The following is a 17103-nucleotide window of genomic DNA, read 5'->3' as shown; positions in this document are numbered from 1 at the left end:
CGCTGATAGTTCTATTTTACTATATTTATAGAAAATTAGAGCTATCAGGCTCTACTCTACGTCGTCATGGCTTAAAAACAGAGGATATGGCATGGAATAAAGCAATTTTAACAACAACGGGGGATAAAAATCTGATTGATGATTTGATCCCTGACGTAATGTTTAAAAGCAAAGAAGGACTTCACTTTGATGAAGCAATATCTGGTATGATCGACCAAAACTTGACTGTTGGTTATCATGATAGCAAGATAATTATTAATGACGTACTTGGAAGATTCATCTATAAAGATCAGTTTCCTAAGGAAATTTCTTTAAAGAATAAGGAGTGTAAAATTTTCTGGATTTCCGAAGACTGTATCTATCGACAATACCAAAATGGACAATTGACAAAAGAGATAAGAGGAATTGAAGAAACAAAAAAAGAATTAGTAACACTTGACATTAAACCGATTGATCAATGGGGAGAGACAATGATACTTCAGCTAATGGACTATGAAGTCTTTGGAGTAAAACGAGAACAGCATGGTTTCATATTGTGGGATATTCCGTTTGACTTATACCAATTTGATTAAAATCACGAACGCCCAATAGAGTAAACAGCTCTGGCTCAAATTGAGCCAGAGTGCGCCTCTCACACCACCGTAAGTACCGGTCTCTATCCCTCCCTTCAGGCTGGCTCATCAATAAAAATGTCTACCAGACATTTTCGTAACGTTCAGCCCCAGTTCATTGAATCTCGGGNCCCTCCCTTCAGGCTGGCTCATCAATAAAAATGTCTACCAGACATTTTCGTAACGTTCAGCCCCAGTTCATTGAATCTCGGGTTGTAGTTTCCTTCTGTCTGCTTAAGAATAGGCTATACCGGCTCAAAGAACAGTATTCCTAATCGAATTAGGACACGATTCAATGTTTAGTCCTTCATTATCTGGAGAGACCTCCTTGTTTTCAAGGCTCGTTACCAATAACTACTATGACCTCTGCTGACTTCTTCCCTCATTCTCGATGGCGGAAGACCTCCCCAGGTAAGGGCATATTCCTTCTCCCAATATCCACCGGATCTACTGCATAGGTGCTGAGTGGATAACCACTTTTGGACGTCAGTATGATGTGCTACCTCATCCGACTCATGCAGCCTCAGTATCCAGTTTATTCACTGTTGTGTTTATTTTATAAAGGTGTTCATGATACGCTTCGCTTGATTCTGTTCTTTGGAAACGGGATTTGCAGTCTCGCTTCCTTCGGTACCTGCCTCACGACAAACCACCTTGCGACTTGCTAATGTTTCGGGACACGACTCCCGCGCATAAGGGACTTTCACCCTCTGGAATAATTTGGTGTCTTCGATACCTGATGCCCATGCTGGGCACAATCGAGTAGGATGCCCTAATCCTTTTACAGATTAGGGAGATCCTCTCACACCACCGTACTTACCGGTCTGGTATACGGCGGTTCGTTAGGCATACTGTAATCGCTCTTTACACCAATTAACAGCTTTGTCCTAATTTAAGATAAGGCTATAACTGCTCAAAGACAGTCATTCCTTATCGAATTTCAGACTACTTAACGTTCAGTCCTTCCCTATTTCTGTGAGACCTGTGCTTTTATCCTTTCGGTGGCACCTCTATACGTAATGCGGGTGATAGTGCTGATATGAAAGTAATTACATTTAATAAACTAAAAGCTAAACGGAAAGTGAAGTGCCTTGAAATCCCGCACTACGCATAGTCGAGACCGTTAGCGGTAATATAGGAAACTAATTCAAATTATGAATTTGAACACAAAAAACGTAGATGTGAACACATTCCAAATTTAAAAACTATTGAAATTTGTATAACAAAAATAAAAATGATACAAATAATGAAAATAGTTTTAACAGGCTCATTAGGCCATATTAGTAAACCTTTGGCATCTCAATTGGTTAAAGAAGGACATATTGTAACAGTAATTAGCAGTTCCGAAGAAAGAAAAAAAGAGATTGCAAAATTAGGAGCCGAACCTGCAATAGGAAAAGTTGAAGATAGAGATTTTTTAATTAAAGTGTTTGAAAATCAAGATGCAGCCTATTGCATGCTACCGCCTTTCGACTTTTTTGGCGATAAAAATCTTGACTATAAAAAAGAAGCCCTGAATATTGCCAGCAATTATGCTTTTGCAATTCAAAAATCAGGAATAAAAAAAGTAGTACACCTGAGCAGTGTAGGAGCAGAAAAATCAGCAGGAACTGGACTTTTGGTGTTCCATAACATTGTTGAAAGTGTTTTAAGAAATCTTCCTGATGATATTTCTATAACGCATATTCGTCCCGTATCTTTTTACTATAATCTATATGCCTTTTCAGATATGATAAAAGGGAATGGATTTTTAAAAGGGTTCATTGGTAAACTATTTTATTTACGTCATTACGGTATCAAAGGATTGCTTAAAGGTTATTCAGGAATAATCCTTTCTAATTACGGTGCAAAGGATAAGATTGCTTGGGTTTCAACAATTGATATTGCCCAAACAATTTCAGAAGAATTAATATCAAAAGATCAAGAAAGAAAAGTAAGATATGTGACAAGTGAAGAGCTGACTTGTCAAGAAGTAGCTTCCATTATTGGAAATAGAATTGGTAAACCCTATTTAAAATGGGTGCTAATCAGTAACAAACAAATGACAAGTGCAATAGAGCAGATTGGGGCTTCTAAAGAAATCGCAAAAGAATTAACAGAAATGAATATTACAATTCATAATGGAAGCTTATTTGAACATTACAATAAAAATAAGCCTAAACTAGGCGAAATAAAGATGACAGATTTTGCAAAAGAATTTGCTTTAAATTTTTAAAATGTATGAGACACATCTTTATAATGATATTGATTTTTATCATGACAAATAATTCTTTAGGACAAAATAGGGCGAATAAAATTACTGGAACTTGGTATAGCAATACTAAAAAAGGGAAAGTTTTAATCTACAAAACGGGCAGCCAATATTATGGTAAACTTATCGAGTTGGAAAAATTCAAAGATGCTGATGGAAATGAATTATTAGATACCAATAATCCTGATGAGACAAAACGTAAACGCCCGTTAATTGGAATTGTATTTTTAACCGATTTAAAATATGACGAAAGAAAAGACAGATGGAAAGGGCGACTATATGATTATGACGGTTCAAGCGGAAATACCTATGATTCTTATATCACTTTAAAAGATGATGATATTCTAAATATTCGCGGATTTTGGGGTTTATCTTGGTTTGGTTTAAACAAGGGATTAAAATTGACAAGGATTGAATAGTTAAGTGAAAACAGATCAAAATGAATCCATACAGAATTAAATCCATAAAAGATTACCATCATATTCTTGGAATTAATCCACCTGAACATCCTTTAATAAGTGTAGTTTCATTAGAAAAAATACAACCCTATACAAGTGAAGAAAAGGTGAATGTCATCTTTGATTTCTATATGATTTCGCTAAAAAAAGTAGCCAAAGGAAATGTGAAATATACTTACGGTCAACAGCAATATGATTTTGATGATGGTATTTTATTTTATTTGTCACCAGGCCAATTATTTAGCTTTCAAGCAGAGAAAGGTTTTAAAAGTAGTGGGTTCATGTTACTTATTCATCCGGATTTTCTTTGGGGAACACCCTTAGCAAAGAATATAAAAACATATGAATTTTTCAATTACGCGGTAAATGAAGCACTTTTTATTTCAGAAAAAGAGGAGAATATTTTAACCATCTTCATTAAAAATATAGAACAGGAATATCATTCAAATATTGATAAATTTAGCGAAGGAATTATCATATCCCAAATAGAATCATTACTCAATTATTCAGATAGGTTTTATCAAAGACAGTTTCTAACTCGAAAAATTACCAATTATCATATCCTAAATAAATTGGAAGAACTACTCGATGATTATTTCAATAATCCTAATTTGATAAGTAGCGGGATTCCGAGTGTTCAATACGTAGCAAATCAACTAAACATATCACCAAATTATTTAAGTGGTATACTTAAAACGCTTACGGGACAAAACACACAACAACACATCCATAATAAATTAATACTGATAGCGAAAGAAAAATTATCGACAACCGAACTAACCGTTAGTGAAATAGCTTTCGAATTAGGTTTTGAGTATTCACAGTCATTTAGTAAATTATTTAAATCAAAAACAAATCAATCGCCATTAGAATTTAGGCAATCTTTCAATTGACTTAATGATTTCATTAAGAATAATACTACCGCTAAATAACTAAGTCTTCGTGTGGCTCATCGAGCCCAACATGAAGACAGTGTTGAACGAACCGTGGCACTGTCTATAGGGATTAGTCATTATTGAGATATGATATTGGAGCCCTACTTATTGAGATTAAGGGCTGTGGCTTTGGATCAGAGGCTGTCTTTAAGCATGTAAAGCCTCTTGAGAAGTACCTATGAGTTAAAATTTCGTTTTTTAAAGTCCGTTTTATTGGATTTTAGGCATAGGATTTCCATTGCACCAGATTTGTGCATAAAAAAGTCGCTAACTAAATTCTGGTAGGCAGATGTTCTTAGGAGGTCCTCTGTTATCAAAGCGCATGATGGTAATGAGTTTACCTTTTTCACAATGAGGACAAACCCCTTTTTTGTAGGCTCCCCCACTGATCATTGCTTAAGCGCAGCGACCCTACCACCTACCATGAACAAGAGCATGTGCTCGGAATAATATACGTGGATGGCTTTAGCTATTAAGCAAAGGCAGTATTTCAAGCATATCATTGAATAAGGATAATGAAATAATTTGAGCGGGTGTACGACAAGTTGGCTGTTTATTTAAAATAAGTGCTCATGGCTGTATGGAGCTCCAAAAGATTTTCATATTTTGAAAGCTTATAGTTTCTGTGACTCATATAGTTGCACGCAGAGACTTACAATAATTAGAAATAGACTTACCAACCGCAAAACTACCCTACATGCGACAAATCATTATTGCAGCTTGTTTATGTTCATCCATTTGTTCATTCCTACAAGCGCAACCTGCACCAAACCTTCCTGAGATTGATCTGGAAGAGGCTGGATTTAATAGAGATTCTTTGGACAATCTCTATACGAGTATTGAAAACTTTGAAAACAAAGATTTCAGAGGTTTAGTGGTGATCAAAGATAATCAAATAGCGGTTGAGTGGTATTTTAATGCCTTTTGGCGTAATCACATTCATGATATCAGGTCTGCAGGTAAGAGTATTACCTCCTTGCTGTTAGGTGTGGCCATGAAAGATGGATTGGTTAAAAGCTTAGATCAGGATGTTTACTCATTTTTTCCAAAAGAGAAATATCCCGATATGCATGAGGATTATAAGAAAATCAAAATCAGCCATTTGCTGGATATGAGCTCAGGGTTGAATGCAGATACTGATAATGCAGATGCCCCTGGTAGTGCTGGTCAATGGATAGGAAGGGATGAATGGGTTCAATATATACTAAGTATTCCTACTATTGAAGAACCAGGTGTAGCCTGGGTTTATGCAGATATCAATGCAGCCATCATAGGAGCAATAATAGAGGAAAAAGCAGGAATGAGTCTGAGAGATTATGCCAAGGAAAAAGTTTTTGATCCTTTAGGTATTAAAGAATTTTATTGGTTCACCAACGCAGCTAATCAAACCGTAGCTGCTGGAAATTTATACCTGTCCACTTTGGATTTTGCTAAACTGGGTATGTTAGTAGTGAACGGTGGGCGATGTGGTGAAGAGCAAATAATTCAACAAGATTATCTAAAAAGGTTGTTAACTCACAAGGCTTTTGATTTGAAAGATTATTGGTTCTTGACTGATTATTATGGAATGCTTTGGTATAAGGCTGAAAGGGTGTATCATGGTAAAAAATACGAATATCTGTTCGCTTCAGGAAATGGAGGGAATCATCTGGTAGTAGTTCCAAAAGAAAGCATAGTAATAGCATTGACCTCTAGTGCTTATGGCCAAGGATATCCACATAGAAGGGCTTATACGATTCTCGGTAAGGTGCTGAGTGCACTGAAATAGTAGCAGGAGTGTCAGTGTGATAATTAGCCCAATGTAACCCCGGCTCTTTATGTAAAAAGCCACTGGTCGTAGGTTAAGCGTAGCGGTCCTGCGACCTACCATAAGCAAGAGCATTCGCTCGGAATAAAATAAGTTAATGGCTGATGCGAAAAGGCACAGGGAGTATTGCATGAATACAAGTTTGTGCTTAAAAAAAGTAATTTGAGCAGATGCTACGCCCTGTTGGGGTTATAGTTGTTAAAGTGATCAACTTTAGATCTTTGTTTTGAAATCTGAATATATAGTTATGTATTGAATACTTATTGTAATTTTAGATTTTATAATTTCAATAAGAATATTATCATTTATATGAGGCTGCACATAATAGTTGCTCTTGTTTTGGTGCTGTCTTCCTGTCTCAGGACTTTGTCTGATAAAGAGTTAATGGAAGGATATCAGAATCATTCGAGCTTGGGAGAGTGGGAGCAAGCATATAAGTACGTGAAGGAAGGCCTAAGACGTAATCCTAATGATTCTTCTTTATATTTTAGTCTGGCTCTATGTTTAAATCGAATAGACTCTGTAGGGAATTCTGAAGAGGTTTTGGAGGTTTTAGATGTATATTTAGAGCGTTATAAGGCTTCTATTTTAGGACGGTTGCTGAAGCATTCGGTTCTAATTAATAAAGGAGAGTTTGAAGAGGTAATAAAGGATGTTGAACTCTTGGAAAAATACTACGGAATATCCTCCTATACCCTTCAAATGAAAGCTAATGCTTACTTCTTGAATAGGGATTGGATTATGAAAAAGCAGCCTTTGATTATGAAGAAGCATCATTATACCCATCTCGAAAAGATAGATTTGAAGCATTGATTTATTATAAAATCTATTCAACTTATTTTTTAGGAAATAAAAAGTCAGCCTTCTGGCAAGCGGGCTTTTTAGAAAATTATGGTATCAAGAGGGATACAGTTTTAATGAAAGCCATTTCTGAAGAAAAACTTGATATCAAAGATTATGAAGGTGTACCTCTTTTTTCTATAGACATAGAAGAAATCAGAAAAGAAATTCAGATACAGTTACAATTAGAATATAGCATGGTTTACATCCCCGCTTATTCAAAAGAGTTATACTATGAGCCTCGGCATAAAGTCGATGATTTGGCAGGTTTGGATAAAAGTATCGAATTACTAAACTTAAGCTCCGCTAATATAACGGAACTTCCTGATGACATACTAGGGTTTACAAATCTGCGAGCACTTGATTTATCCAGAAATAAAATTACTGATTTTGATAAATTATTTAAGCTACTTAGTCACCTACCTAGTCTGGAATATTTAGAATTAGATTTATCAAATTTGAAGTATATTCCGCCTTCACTTTATAATTGATTTAGATGATCTTCCTAAAACAGAAAACGCTCTCATTTGAACAGGCGCATTATGATCCCGTGGCAATGATGGAGGTAAGTTTAATAAGAAGGAAACCGTTTTCTCCAGATTTGCAGATTCATGATGAAATTTTAGACTCTAAAAAAAGGTGGGTAGGAAAAGTAGATAAGAAAAGAGGGAGTTTTTCGGTTAAAGCAATTACAAATGGCAGCTGGGGAAGCCATGCATCAGTGGTTAAAGTGATTGGCATTGTGGAGCAGGAGGGAGCTAAACAAATAACCATCAGGCTGGTGTCCTCTTCCATGTTTATGCTCAGTTCACTTTTAGTTGCCCTTGTATTATATTTTTTTGTAGCGGAAATGACTAATGCTATCTATGGAGTAATGGTCGTATTATTATCCGTTGCTGTTAATGGGTTGCGTTTGTATAATGATCTTAAAAAGACGGAGCAACAGTTAGAAATGTTTATTAATGAATTAGAGTACACTCAACAATAGAGTGTACTTCTTATATGGAATTTAACTTTGGTTTTAAGCCTTTATCTATTCAACTAAAAGACCACTGAGATATTTCAGCTGTACTTCTGCTTGTTTAGCCGCAAACGCAGCATTCTGATATCTGATTTCAGCATTAATTAAGTTGATTTGTGATTCCCTCAGCTCTAGTGCATTAGAAAGACCTATGTTGTAGCGCTCTTGTGCTATGTCATTATTTTCTTTAGCTACGTCCAGGTTTTCCTCTTCCAATGATAGCAGGTCAAGGTTGTTCTGGTAGTTAATAAAAGTAGTCTTTACAGTGGTTTGAAAGTCTAAAAGCTGATTTTGATATTCCAGCTTAGAGTTTTCATGTTGAATTTTCGCATTTTGCGTTTTTCTCCACACATTAAGGCCATTAAAAAGAGTCCAGGAAGCGGTTATTCCATAATTTACATCGTTAGAGTTTCCGTTGAGAGCGAAGCCAGACGGTGTTTCGAAGCTGGAATGCGTATAACCGGCAAAAAGGTCTACCTGAGGATATAAATCTCCTTTGGCTAGCTTTTCATTATACAAGGCGATAGCTTGATTTCTCTTCAGCGTAAGTAACTGTCTGTTTTGACCCTCCAGGTTGTCTAGCAATAAAGGAAGTTGTAATGACCTGTCATTAGCAAGCTTGTAATTAAGCGTGAAATCGATGGTGTCATTATCTACCGCCATCAAACGAAGTAATTCAAATTTTCTTACAGCCAATAGCTCTCTTTGCTGTACTAATGATGATTTATCTGTATTTAAATCTACTTGAGCCTGTAAAAATTCGAGTTTTGAAGCTTTTCCCAGGTCATACTTATCGTGAGCGATCTGTAGTCTTTCTTCAGAGAGCCCCACGTTACTGGTAAACGACTGTAGCCTTTCTTTTTCTTGAGCAGCAGAATAATAAGCTGAGGTAATGTCATAAATTAACATTTCAATGCTAGCTAGCAAGCTTTCGTCACTCTGCCTATTGAGTTCTGCCAGCTGATCATAGCTGGTAAACATTTTAAGACCATCAAAAACCGTCCAGTTAAGAGTGGCTCCATAAGATTGTCTTCGGCTTTGTACATTATCACCAGAGTTGATATCACCGGTAACACGTTGTTGTTCAAACCATTGATTTCCGTAAGACCTTTGATAATCGGCTGTTACTGTTGGCAGAAAACCAGCATTACCCCAGGTGTAGTTATTGTCGGCGATTTCTGATTCATTACGCGCTATTTTAATGGAGTAATTATTATCCAGAGCGATTTTTATGGCGTCTTCCAGAGTAAGCAAATTATTCTGTGTGTCCTGTGCCTGTGTTAAAAATGATGTGCTAAACATCATTAGTATAACTATATACAACTGTTTCATACTCTCGCTAATCGTTTCTGCTTGCTGGTGATGTAAGTGTAAATCGCAGGGATTACAAATAGGGTGAGTAGGGTAGCGAAGACCATACCTCCAATAACTGCAATACCCATAGAAACCCTGCTTTCTGACCCTGCCCCTAAGGCTAGAGCTATAGGAAGTATACCAAGAATAGTAGATAAACTGGTCATGAGAATAGGCCTAAAGCGAGCCTTGGCGGCGCCTATGATGGACTCTTGCATAGACATATCCTGAGCCTTCCTTTGATTAGCAAATTCTACTATCAGAATACCATTTTTGGTTACCAACCCTATAAGCATAATGATACCAATTTGACTAAAAATATTAAGAGATTGATCAAATAACCATAATGAGCCTAATGCACCAGCTAGGGCAAGGGGTACGGTGAACATGATGATCAATGGGTCTCTAAAGCTCTCAAACTGAGCTGAAAGCACCAGGTAAATCAAAATAAGAGCGAAACCAAAAGCGAAATATAAGTTGCTGGCACTCTCTTGGTATTCTAAAGAGCTACCGGATAGAGATGTGCTGTAAGAGCTATCAAGAATTTCATCAGCTATTCGGTTCATCTCCTCAATACCTGCACCTAAGCTATAACCGGGAGCTAAACTGGCCGAGAAAGTAGCTGAAGCAAAGCGGTTGTATCTGTATAATTGTGGAGGAGTGCTCTGCTCTGTAAGTGTAACCAGGTTATCCATTTGTATAAGCTGCCCATCATCACTTTTCACATAAATAGATTTAAGATCCAAAGGATCGTTTCTATTGTCTCTTTCTACCTGACCTATGATTTGATACTGCTTACCATCTTTTACAAAATAGCCAAATCTCTGCCCACTGAGTGAGAGCTGTAAGGTTTGCGCTATGTTACGTACAGAAACGCCCATATCTCTGGCTTTGTCTCTATCTATAGTTACATTAAGCTCTGGTTTGTTAAACTTAAGATCTAAGTCAATAAAATCGAATACTTCACTTTGCTGAGCTCTTTCTTGAAATGCCGGGAGAACTTTCTTCAGTTGTTCTACGGTATTAGCCTGAACCACGTATTGTACGGGTAAGCCACCTCTGCTATCTCCGATGGTCTGAGGCTGAGAGATGAAAGCTCTTGCTCTGGTGTTTTTAGCTATTTCTGGTTTTAAAGCATTCACAATTTCTGTTTGGCTTCTTTTCCTTTCAGCGGCATCATTAAGGTTTACGATAAGAAAAGCACTGTTAACCGCAGAGCTTCCCCAGCCGGGGGAGGTGATAGAGATAATAGACTCTGATTCTGGCATCTCTTTCTGAGATAACTCTACCATCTGGTCTACATAAAAATCCATATACTCAAAAGTAGCTCCTTCAGGGCCCGTGGCCATAATTCTAAAGGTACCTCTGTCTTCCATGGGAGCCAACTCCTGCGGGAGCACCTTAATGCATAGGTAAATGCCAGCTGCAGAAGCCAGAATGATGATAAAAGCTATCCATCTGGCTTTCATAAAATACTCTAAAGCATTTCCATATTTATTATTTAACCACACGAAAAACGGCTCTGTTTTGTTATAAATCCAGTTATGCTTTTCTCTTTTCTTAAGCATTTTAGAAGAAAGCATAGGGGTGAGCGTAAGGGCTACAAAGCTGGAAATTACCACTGAGCCAGCCACTACCAGACCAAACTCTCTAAAGAGCCTCCCTGTGATTCCTTGTAGGAAAATGATAGGAAAAAATACGGCTGTAAGGGCCACTGTGGTAGCGATTACCGCGAAGAATATTTCATTTGTTCCTTCTTTACCGGCTTCCTGTGGTGTTTTTCCTTGTTCTATTTTGCTGTAAATATTCTCTAAAACTACAATAGCATCATCTACTACCAGCCCAATCGAAAGCACTATACCTAGCAGGGTAAGCACATTAATAGAAAAATCAAACAGGTACATCAAAAAGAAAGTACCAATAAGACTAATAGGCACCGTAACCACTGGAATGAAGGTGGTTCTCCAGTCTCTCAGAAACATGAAGATGATCAAAACCACTAGTATGAAGGCCATATAAATGGTTTCCTGTACTTCGTTAATAGACTCCTCAATGTATTCTGTATTATCAAAACGGACACCCACTTCAATATCTTCAGGTAGGTTACGCTTAATCTCTTCCAATCGTTTATAAAATGCTTCGGCAATACTCAGGTTATTGGTACCTGGTTGAGGCACTATGGCTGTCATTACCATAGGTATACCGTTATTCTTAAGGATGGTACGATCATTTTCTGGGTAGAATTCGGCTCGTCCTACATCTCTGAACCTGATTAGGCCAAACTCATCGTTTCTTATGATCAGGTCGTCGTATTGCTCAGGAAGGTTTAGTCTTCCTAAAGTTCTAATAGTCAGCTCAGTAGAGTTTCCTTCAATACGTCCGGAAGGGAGTTCCAGATTTTGAGCCTCCACGGCATTATATACGTCTAACGGAGTTATATCATAGGCTGCCAGCTTATCAGGGTCCATCCATAGTCGCATAGAATATTTTCGCTCTCCCCATACACGAACTTCACTTACTCCATCAATGGTTTGAAAGTTCTCTTTAAAGGTGTTCTGAGCAATCTCGGATATCTCCAGCAGATTTCTCTTTTTGCTGAAAATCCTCAGAGCAATAATAGGAGAGGAGTTGGCATCTGCCTTAGAAACAATGGGAGGGTCTGCGTCTTCTGGCAGGTTCCTGATGGCACGAGATACTTTGTCTCTCACATCATTAGCGGCAGCTTCCAGGTCAGTATCCAAACTAAACTCTACTCTTATAGAACTACGTCCTTCGGTGGAAGTAGAGCTTAGGGTCTTTATACCCTCTATACCGTTGATTGATTCTTCTAAAGGCTCTGTAATTTGAGTTTCTATCACATCAGAGTTAGCACCAGAATAGCTGGTGGAAACTGATATAATGGGCGGGTCTACACTAGGGTATTCTCTAACTCCTAAAAAATTGAAACCTACTAAGCCAAATAAAATAATAGTAATTGACATTACTATGGCTAAAACTGGTCTATCTACACTTATGCTGGCTAAACTCATGGTTGGCTGTTGATTTGAATATTAACCGGTAATCCTTGTTTTAGCTGTAAAGCGCCAGAGGTCAAAACCGTGTCTCCGGCTGATAGGCCTTCTGTAACCTGTACTTTATCGGCAGTTCTTATTCCTGTTTGCACGTTTCTAGCTTCAGCTACACCATTTTTATATATGAATACCTTCTTCCCGTTGAGCTCTGGAATAACGGCTTCCGTAGGAATCATTAATGCACTTTCGTAAGTAGATAAGGTAAGATTAATTTTAGCAAACTGACCAGGGAGGAGCTTGTTTTCATCATTTGAGCATAAAGCTCTTATTCTTAAACTTCTGGTCTTAGGGTCTATTCTTGGCTCTATAGCGTAAATTTCGCCATTAAAAGTTTCTTCATAAGAATCTGTGCTAAAGCTGATCTTGTCGCCTGCAGATACTTCAGAAATGTATTTGCCAGGCACAGAGAAATCTATTTTAATAGGATCAATGCTGTATAGATTAGAAATACGATCTCCTGGGTTGAGGGAGCTACCCACACTTATTTCTCTCAGGCCTATTATACCTGAAAAAGGGGCTCTTATATGATGCTTGTTTAGCTGGGCTTCTCTTACTTTTATGTCAGCCATGGTGGTGTTTAAAGTGGTCATGGCTGTTTCGTATTCTTCTTTACTAATGGCCTCTTTAGCTAAAAGCTTCTGCTGCCTATCGGTAATATCTTCATTAAGTTTTCTGGTGAATTTTAGCTTTTCTATTTCTGCTAAAATTTCATCATCATTAATGGTAAGTAAAAGTTGGCCTTTTTTTACCTTTTGGCCTTCTTTAAAATGAATACTCTCTACAATTCCGGAAACTTCGGCTTTCAGCTCAATAGATTCGTTGGCTAACAGAGAGCCTGTGGACCTGAGGGTATTATTGAGCGCTCCTTTTTGGAGTACCAAAGCTGAAACAGGCAGCTTTTTATTAGTCTTGTCTGACTGATTTTCAGTAGCGGGGGCTTCATTTTCATTATTGCTAAAAAATCTTGGGTAAAAAATAAAACCCAATGCAGCTAAAATAATGACAGCGATAAGTATTTTTTTGACGGTAGCGTTCATACAACTATAAACTATTTATTTTACAAATAAAGTAGGAAAGCCAAAGAATACCTTTACCGCTTGTAAAAATTATAGGATTTAAAATGTATGGTTAAGTGATCTTTTGAAAGTCCTTTTGCATTATGACCTTCTTCGTGAGAATATTGAGATTCCTACTCTTCATTTCGTTATCTTAGGTATGATGTACCACTAAGGGACTTGAGGATAGCCTGCTTTTGAACCCTATTCCACCGAACGACGGTACAGCAAGATTCCGATGTGGCTAAAAAACAACTGGTTATTACGAATGCAACTAAGCGTAATGAAGCAATCTTGAGCTTTCTTCCACTGTCCGGGGTAGCTTGCTTTTCATAGTTCTGAGATTACTTCGTCATATCTTCCTCATAATTACGAGGTAGGGTAGATGTTGCTCCCGCCGAGTCAGCCTCAGCTTGTCGAAGGGTAGACGGTCAGAATTAATTCATTATAACATGCTTACGTTGGGAAAGGGAAACAGGTTGTTCGGAAGGTTTAATTTATTAATACTCCCTGTTTCAGTTAATTTATAGTAATACCAACAATAAAAAGAAGATGATACGCATGATAAAACCGGGGCCAAAACCTAAAAAGGAAGATGGTACACCTGATAGAAGGAGAAGGGTAAATCCGGAAACTAAGCCTAAACATCCGGATTTGAAGCCTCATAAACATGAACCTGGAGATTGAGATTATTATGAAAACTATAGTTTGGATAATTTCACTTGTAGGTGCCTCTGCAGGAGGTTTGTTCTTGTATTCTGGTCTTGAAAGTGCAAAAAGTGGCGCCTCAGAAAGCTAGTGTAGCTGCAATTGCTGTGTACATTACTATCATACCATATTGTTTTGCCCGATCTATTTCAGCCCTTAATACTCAAGAAAATAGAGATGCGGAAATTCTTCATGAATTGAAGAATATAAGCGCCAGGATTTCTCCTTTAACTGATGAAGAGAAGGCGAGGGTATTTGATGGGGTGAAGTAGTTTGGAGCATTATTAAAATAGATCTTAATTTTACATTTTAATCTCCTGCTATGTTAAAAGATGTTCTTACTCATAATCTAGATGTTATTTTTTGCGGTACGGCTAAAGGTACAGCCTCATTTAAGAAAGGGTTTTATTATGCAGGCCCCGGTAACAAATTTTACGATATACTATACCAGGCAGGATTTACTAACCGCAAGTTAGAACCTAAGGACTGTTTTCAGATTAATCAATACAAGATAGGTTTAACCGATTTGGTGCATACCCAATATGGAAATGACAATGAGGTTTCTGATGATAGTTATGAGGTGGATAATTTCATTGATAAAATTTTAGCCTATCAACCTAAATATGTGGCCTTTAATAGTAAGAAAGGAGCCTCATTTGTTCTTGGCTATGGAGGATTTACTAAGCATGTGAAGTATGGTTTGCAAGAGAAAACTATAGGGGAGTCCAAAATGTTCGTGCTGCCTTCAACATCTGGCAGTGCCAGAAGGTACTGGGATGAAGAGTATTGGTTTCAATTGAAGCAACTTATTATAGATAAGTGAAATGGCCATTTTTTGGAGATGTCATTAGTGTTACTTCAATAAATTATACCCTCCGGAAACCAAATCGCCTCGTTAGGAAACAAAAGTTCGTAATCTTCTCATTCGTAGGTTAATTGATTAAAAATAAACATCAATAAAGCCTATGGAATTCCCAACATTAACCCCGAAATGGAAAAGTAACGGTAAGCCTCAGACTGCTACAGGCAGTCGACAACATTCTTTACATGAAGGGGAGGAGATCTTTAAACTTATCTCATCTAAAATAGAGTCAGCTAGCAAAAGTATGTATGTGGCGGCCTCTTGGTTTACTGATCTTGATTTGTTTGATGCTCTGGAAAGAAGAGCTCAGCAAAACCCGCAATTAGTGATCAAAATAGTGTTAGATAACAATCAGAGTAATTATTATCTCCCCTTTAAAAAGCTGGTTGATATTGGTGCCGTTGTAAGAATGAAAAAGGTTAAATCATCTTACGGCAGTATGCATAGTAAATATTGCATAATAGATGAGGCCAGCCTTATTTCAGGCTCATATAACTGGAGTAAAAATGCCAGAAATAATAACGAAGAGAATATTATTTATACGGAAGATCCTCAGTTAGTTGCTCAGTACTCAGATAAGTTTAATCAGCTTTTGGAGAGTTCAGAAGATTTTGATCCGGATAACATCAATAAGGTTGAAGATGATCATCCGGAAACCTCATCTGAAACTAATGATATAGATAAAAATATTCAGGATTATGAGGCCTTATTAGACAAGCTTATTTATGCACAAGTACATAGTTATGATGATTTGGAGCTTAGAGCCATGGGTAAAGAGCGTTGCCTTAACTGTTCTGGTTTTGCAGGTAATGTGCCTCAGGAGTTAGATAATGTTTATACTCATTTTCTGCGGGATATAAAGGTCTCTAATGAGAAAAAGGAGCTTATTAAGTCCAGTTTGTTTGAGCAGTTAGAAAGGTCTAAGGGTACGCTTGATCTCAAATCTCAAAATGAAATAGCGCTACTGGAAAAAGAAACTCGCTTGGCAAATGAGCAAATAGATAGAGAGATGACTGTTACTAAAAGTGAACTGGTAATAGTGGAAACAGAAATAGAAAACTTAACTCAGGGAGGTAAGTCTAAATTTACTGATGAAATAGAGGCTTATAATGGGAAAATAGATGAGCTGAAGCGCAATAGTTTTAGACCTAAAATTGCTTGGTATTCTTTTATTCCTAACGTACTATTTCTCATTCTTGTAGTGGCCTATTGTATTATATTCTATTCTTCAGCGGCTTATATTCTTATTTTTTCTCAGGAGGATGCCCGTGCCGAAAGGTTAACCGGAGGCACAATAACAGATCCTGAAATATTTGATGGAGATGCCATAGTAAAGTCACTGGAAAGAGGTTGGGTGAGCGCCGCCTTTATATTGTTAGTTCCTGTTTTTATTATGGGGCTAATCTTTGTGCTCAATAAGATCGAAAATAAATGGGGACGTTATTCTTTGTTAGTACTCATGATGATTTTTGTAGATGGTTTTACTGCATATAAAGTAGCCGAATCCATTTATAATATTGAGTACTTGAAGGGAGATCGTTCTGAGCCATGGGAAATGGGGATGGTTTGGGTGAATAGCAATTTTTATTTGGTATTTGTTTTCGGACTGTTAGCATTACTCACTTTTGAATTTCTGCTAGGTCACTTTATAAAGGTTTTAGATGATAGGAATAAGGATATTCAATATCTAAAAAGCATGAAGGAAATTGAAGCCTCAAATAACAAAATAGTAGAGTTAAAAGAGCAGCTGGCGCAGGTAAATAGTGAGATTAATGATAGAAAGGCCGTTATCACTAATTACAAAGAAGACCTCTTGCAGCATGATAAGGCCAAGCAAAGCAAAGAGGCTGAGAAGGAACGGTTACAGCATAATATTACTGAGCAATGCAACTATCAGAAGTCTGTTTTTGAGAACGTTACTCATATAAGCATCACACGCATTGAAAATGAGAACTTTACTTTTTCTACCGTTTATATGCTGGAGAGGATAGCCATCTTTATGGGGGGCTGGACAGATGCACTTTTTGATCAGTTTTCAGTACACATAGCTGAAAGAAAATCCATAGAAGCCGATGCTCAGGTGATGCAATGGAGAACTCAAAATCTTAAGTCAGCCAATAATCAGTAAAAT

General features: G+C 37.3%; 15 protein-coding genes. 12 read left to right on the top strand and 3 right to left on the bottom strand.

Features of this window, described 5'->3' with window-relative positions:
- From JL102_RS14750 to JL102_RS14715, 8 genes are all read left to right on the top strand, one after another.
- Positions 1 to 572: hypothetical protein (locus tag JL102_RS14750; RefSeq protein WP_237390599.1), on the top strand; the 572-nt coding region annotated here is incomplete at its 5' end.
- Between the two features lie 1285 nt (positions 573 to 1857).
- A complete protein-coding gene (locus JL102_RS14745) occupies positions 1858 to 2826 on the top strand; it encodes an NmrA family NAD(P)-binding protein (RefSeq protein ID WP_202245179.1) in 969 nt (322 codons plus the stop codon).
- Between the two features lie 5 nt (positions 2827 to 2831).
- A complete protein-coding gene (locus JL102_RS14740; RefSeq protein WP_202245178.1) occupies positions 2832 to 3281 on the top strand; it encodes a DUF2147 domain-containing protein in 450 nt (149 codons plus the stop codon).
- Positions 3282 to 3301: 20 nt separating this feature from the next.
- Entirely contained in the window at positions 3302 to 4213 is a 912-nt protein-coding gene (locus tag JL102_RS14735; protein WP_202245177.1) for a helix-turn-helix domain-containing protein, read from the top strand.
- Positions 4214 to 4952: 739 nt separating this feature from the next.
- A complete protein-coding gene (locus JL102_RS14730) occupies positions 4953 to 6023 on the top strand; it encodes a serine hydrolase domain-containing protein (RefSeq protein WP_202245176.1) in 1071 nt (356 codons plus the stop codon).
- Positions 6024 to 6371: 348 nt separating this feature from the next.
- The gene (locus JL102_RS14725; protein ID WP_202245175.1) at positions 6372 to 6875 is read left to right on the top strand and encodes a tetratricopeptide repeat protein; all 504 of its coding nucleotides are present in this window, start codon (positions 6372 to 6374) and stop codon (positions 6873 to 6875) included.
- Positions 6797 to 7393: a leucine-rich repeat domain-containing protein gene (locus JL102_RS14720; protein ID WP_202245174.1), complete on the top strand. Its 597-nt coding sequence runs from the start codon at positions 6797 to 6799 to the stop codon at positions 7391 to 7393. The genes JL102_RS14725 and JL102_RS14720 overlap by 79 nt, the downstream gene beginning before the upstream one ends.
- Positions 7394 to 7398: 5 nt before the next feature.
- Positions 7399 to 7890 carry a hypothetical protein gene (locus JL102_RS14715; protein ID WP_202245173.1) on the top strand — a complete coding sequence of 164 codons (492 nt, stop codon included), beginning with the start codon at positions 7399 to 7401 and terminating at the stop codon, positions 7888 to 7890.
- Between the two features lie 45 nt (positions 7891 to 7935).
- On the opposite strand, the gene JL102_RS14710 is transcribed toward JL102_RS14715, so the two are convergent.
- From JL102_RS14710 to JL102_RS14700, 3 genes are read right to left on the bottom strand one after another with little or no spacing between them, the layout of a single operon-like run.
- Complete coding sequence (locus JL102_RS14710; RefSeq protein ID WP_202245172.1) at positions 7936 to 9255, bottom strand: TolC family protein; 1320 nt, start codon at positions 9253 to 9255, stop codon at positions 7936 to 7938.
- Positions 9252 to 12305 carry an efflux RND transporter permease subunit gene (locus JL102_RS14705; RefSeq protein ID WP_202245171.1) on the bottom strand — a complete coding sequence of 1018 codons (3054 nt, stop codon included), beginning with the start codon at positions 12303 to 12305 and terminating at the stop codon, positions 9252 to 9254. Before JL102_RS14705 ends, JL102_RS14710 begins: the two co-directional genes overlap by 4 nt.
- Positions 12302 to 13384 (bottom strand): efflux RND transporter periplasmic adaptor subunit, encoded by a 1083-nt coding sequence (locus JL102_RS14700; RefSeq protein ID WP_202245170.1) that lies wholly within the window; start codon positions 13382 to 13384, stop codon positions 12302 to 12304. The genes JL102_RS14705 and JL102_RS14700 overlap by 4 nt, the downstream gene beginning before the upstream one ends.
- A gap of 579 nt (positions 13385 to 13963) precedes the next feature.
- On the opposite strand from JL102_RS14700, the gene JL102_RS23840 reads away from it, so the two are divergent.
- The 4 genes from JL102_RS23840 to JL102_RS14685 all read left to right on the top strand — a co-directional run bounded on the left by JL102_RS23840 (position 13964) and on the right by JL102_RS14685 (position 17100).
- A complete protein-coding gene (locus JL102_RS23840; RefSeq protein WP_262896867.1) occupies positions 13964 to 14089 on the top strand; it encodes a hypothetical protein in 126 nt (41 codons plus the stop codon).
- Between the two features lie 92 nt (positions 14090 to 14181).
- The gene (locus tag JL102_RS14695) at positions 14182 to 14382 is read left to right on the top strand and encodes a hypothetical protein (RefSeq protein ID WP_202245169.1); all 201 of its coding nucleotides are present in this window, start codon (positions 14182 to 14184) and stop codon (positions 14380 to 14382) included.
- 50 nt (positions 14383 to 14432) lie between these two features.
- A complete protein-coding gene (locus JL102_RS14690; protein ID WP_202245168.1) occupies positions 14433 to 14933 on the top strand; it encodes a mismatch-specific DNA-glycosylase in 501 nt (166 codons plus the stop codon).
- Between the two features lie 142 nt (positions 14934 to 15075).
- A complete protein-coding gene (locus JL102_RS14685; protein WP_202245167.1) occupies positions 15076 to 17100 on the top strand; it encodes a phospholipase D-like domain-containing protein in 2025 nt (674 codons plus the stop codon).
- Positions 17101 to 17103 lie beyond the last annotated feature (3 nt).

The sequence above is a fragment of the Fulvivirga sediminis genome, from assembly GCF_016757215.1.
GTDB classification, from domain to species: domain Bacteria; phylum Bacteroidota; class Bacteroidia; order Cytophagales; family Cyclobacteriaceae; genus Fulvivirga; species Fulvivirga sediminis.
This window is presented reverse-complemented; position numbering and strand designations above follow the sequence as displayed.